This is a genomic window from Pseudoxanthomonas sp. LjRoot204_2 (assembly GCF_056175765.1).
This window is the reverse complement of the sequence record NZ_JBGFFG010000452.1, coordinates 1-2,563: the sequence shown is the minus strand read 5'-3', so window position 1 is coordinate 2,563 and position 2,563 is coordinate 1. Positions and strand designations below refer to the sequence as shown.

Annotated in this window: 5 protein-coding genes; all 5 read left to right on the top strand. The window is 65.8% G+C overall.

Going from position 1 to position 2,563, the window contains the following annotated elements; genetic code table 11:
* Positions 1-182 (top strand): phage tail protein (locus AC04L7_RS16425; RefSeq protein ID WP_475513432.1); only part of this gene is annotated, 182 nt, incomplete at its 5' end.
* Complete coding sequence (locus tag AC04L7_RS16420) at positions 179-877, top strand: phage minor tail protein L (protein ID WP_435998564.1); 699 nt, start codon at positions 179-181, stop codon at positions 875-877. The genes AC04L7_RS16425 and AC04L7_RS16420, both read left to right, overlap by 4 nt.
* Positions 874-1,611: a C40 family peptidase gene (locus AC04L7_RS16415; protein ID WP_435998566.1), complete on the top strand. Its 738-nt coding sequence runs from the start codon at positions 874-876 to the stop codon at positions 1,609-1,611. Before AC04L7_RS16420 ends, AC04L7_RS16415 begins: the two co-directional genes overlap by 4 nt.
* Positions 1,608-2,291, top strand: a complete 684-nt coding sequence (locus AC04L7_RS16410) for a tail assembly protein (protein WP_475513431.1) — start codon at positions 1,608-1,610, stop codon at positions 2,289-2,291. Before AC04L7_RS16415 ends, AC04L7_RS16410 begins: the two co-directional genes overlap by 4 nt.
* A partial coding sequence (locus AC04L7_RS16405; protein WP_475513430.1) for a hypothetical protein occupies positions 2,288-2,563 on the top strand: 276 nt, incomplete at its 3' end. The genes AC04L7_RS16410 and AC04L7_RS16405, both read left to right, overlap by 4 nt.

Genomic DNA, 2,563 nt, shown 5'->3' with positions numbered 1-2,563 from the left:
GCCTGGACTACCTGCTGCCCATCCGTGACTTCCTGCGTGCCCACGGCGGCCATACGTCGTTTCTGTGGACCCCACCCGATGGCGAACAGGCGCTGTTCCGCTGCAAGGGCTTCCAGTGGATACCGGGCGCCGCTTCGCGGCGTCGCCTCGTGGCCACGTTCGAACAGTGGTTCACGCCATGACCGTCAAGGCAGACATCCAGAAGCTGGAACCCGGCAGCCTGATCGAACTGCTGGAATTGGACGCCACCGTCCTGGGCGGTGACGTGGCCTATTTCCACGGACATGCGCAGACCGAAGCGATCTGGTGGCAGGGCAACCAGTACGTGGGTTGGCCCATCAAGGCCGAGGGCTTCGAAATCACCGGCGAGAAGCAGCCGGTGCCGAAATTGGCGGTGGGCAACGTCAACGGCAGCATCAGTGCGTTGTGCATGTACTACGACGACCTGGTCGGCGCGAAGATCACACGGCGCCGTACGTTCGCGCAGTATCTGGACGCCGTGAACTTCCCTGACGGCAACCCAACAGCCGATCCCACGCAGGGCTTCCCCGACGACGTGTGGTTCATCGAACGCAAGTCCGGAGAGTCCAGCGACGCGGTGGAATTCGAACTGGCGTCTGCGCTGGACTTCGCGGGCGTCCAGCTGCCGCGCCGGCAGATCATCGCCAGCCGCTGCCTGTGGCTGTCCATCGGTGGCTACCGCGGCCCCTATTGCAACTACGTTGGCGTGCCAGTGGCGAAAGCTGATGGCAGCCCCGCGGCCACACTGGCCGAAGACCGCTGTGGTGGTCTGGTGCGCGATTGCAAGCTGCGCATCTGGCCGGATGGCGTCTTGAACTATGGCGGCTTCGCTGCCGCCGGCATGGTGCGTACATGAAAGAAGAAACCCAGCAGGCCATCCGCGACCACGCCGTGGCCGATTATCCGCGCGAGTCGTGCGGCCTGGTGCAGGTGGTCAAGGGCCGCGAGCGGTACCGCCGTTGCGCGAACCTGGCCGCCACCCCGGGCGAACACTTCGTGCTGTCGCCGGAGGACTACGCGAGCGCGGAAGACGAAGGCGAAATCATCGCCGTGGTGCATTCGCACCCCGACGTTCCGGCGCGCCCATCGGAAGCCGACCGGGTGGCATGCGAAACCAGCGGCCTGCCGTGGCACATCGTGCACGTGAGCGTGCCGGACGGTGGCACGGAGCCGGAAGCGGGCGACATCGTGACCATCGAGCCGCAGGGCTATGAAGCCCCGCTGATCGGCCGCCCCTTCGCGCATGGCGTGCTGGACTGCTACAGCCTGGTGCGGGACTGGTACCGGCGGGAACTCGGCATCGACCTGCCCGACTACCCGCGCCGCGACGACTGGTGGCTGCATGGGGAAGACCTGTACATGCAGAACTTCGCCGCTGCCGGCTGTGCGCCCATCGTGGGCGCACCGCAGCGTGGCGACATCATCCTGATGCAGATCCGCGCCCCGGTGGTCAATCACGCCGCCGTGTATCTCGGCGACGGCAACATCATCCACCACCTGCATGGCCGGCTTTCCAGCCGTGACGTGTACGGCGGCCAGTGGGCGGAGGTGACGCGCTACATCGTGCGACACCGGGAGGTCCACGCATGATGCAGGCGCTGACCACCGTGAAACTTTACGGGCGCTTCGGCGCAACGTTCGGCCGGTCCTTTCGCCTGGCGGTCAGCACACCGGCCGAGGCGTTGCGCGCGCTTGCCGCGCAGTTGCCTGGTTTCGAACAGTACCTGACCGAAGCCAAGGACAAGGGCATGGGCTTCGCCGTGTTCATCGGCAAGGACAACCTGAAGGAAGATCAGCTGGACACGCCGGCCGGCCACCGCGAAATCCGCTTCGCGCCGGTGCTGCTGGGGTCGAAGAAGAACGGCGTTTTCAACATCATCCTGGGCATTGTGCTGATCGTCATCGGCGTCATCGGCAACATCTATGGCGGTTGGGGCACGCCCTTCATCCAGGCCGGTATCGGCATGATCATCGGCGGCGTGGCGCAGATGCTGGCACCCACGCCGAAGGGTAATGGCGCCGGTGATCGTCCCGAGAATCGACCCAGCTATTCCTTCAACGGACCTATCAACACCCAGGCGCAGGGCAACCCGGTGCCTGTGGCATACGGCGAGGTGATCTGCGGAAGCGCGGTCATTTCCGCTGGCATCACGTCAGAGGATCAGGTGTACGTACCGACGGGCACCGCCGCGGGCGGTGGTGGCGTCGGGTCGGGTGGCGGTGGTGGTGGCGGTGGCGCGCCCTGGCACGGGGAGTGGCTACTCGCATGATCATGCGTCCGTTGGCGTCAGCGACGCGGGCCGCGATCGCGGKGGCGAAGGGCGGGTCCAGCCAGGCCCGCAAGCCGGTCGAGGCGCCCGACAGCCTGCACAGCACCGATTACGCGCGCATTCTTGACCTGATCAGCGAAGGCGAGATCGTCGGCCTGGTGAACGGGTTGCAGTCGGTGTTCCTGGACGAAACCCCGGTGGCCAATGGCGACGGGTCGCTGAACTTCAAGAATGTGCAGATCGACACCCGCGTCGGCACGCAGGACCAGGAC